The organism is Paenibacillus doosanensis, from assembly GCF_025060755.1.
Classification (GTDB): Bacteria; Bacillota; Bacilli; order Paenibacillales; family NBRC-103111; genus Paenibacillus_S; species Paenibacillus_S doosanensis.
This window is the reverse complement of sequence record NZ_JANYUY010000134.1, coordinates 1-547: the sequence shown is the minus strand read 5'-3', so window position 1 is coordinate 547 and position 547 is coordinate 1. Positions and strand designations below refer to the sequence as shown.

The following is a 547-nucleotide window of genomic DNA, read 5'->3' as shown; positions in this document are numbered from 1 at the left end:
ATCGTCTTGAATTGACGTTACACCCGACCAAAACACGCATCGTCGGACTTTGGACAGGAGAAGAAGGCTTTGATTTTCTTGGCATGCACCATCGCAAAACGAAAGCGGAAACTTCTCAAGGGAAGGTGTACTATACAACCCAACAATGGTTGGCCCGGAAAGCGGAAGAACGCATCCGGGAGGTCGTAAAAGAACGTCTGGCCCCGCCGAACATGAGGCATAAATCATTTCTCGAACATGTGGAATGGCTAAATCCTAAGATTCAGGGGTGGAGGAACTATTACTACACGGCTTACAGCCAATTAAAGCTGGCAAAGTTGGACTGGTACATTTTGCAGAGGCTCACGAGATGGTATGCCAAGAAGAGGCAACGCGCAAGATGGATGAGTTCGCTACAAGAAGTGAGGTTCCTAAGTAGTCAATATGGACTTAAAACGCTCTTGTAATCTGCATGCACATGAATGACGAACATCGGAAAGCCGTATGAGGGAAAACCTCACGTACGGTTTGATGAGGAGGGGCAGATTTCTCTGCCCTTTACTCTAGG

At 47.5% G+C, this 547-nt stretch carries 1 protein-coding gene; it reads left to right on the top strand.

The genetic code is table 11. The features are described from left to right. On the top strand, positions 1-446 hold a 446-nt coding region (locus tag N0M98_RS33745), incomplete at its 5' end, for a group II intron maturase-specific domain-containing protein (RefSeq protein ID WP_310944685.1). Positions 447-547 lie beyond the last annotated feature (101 nt).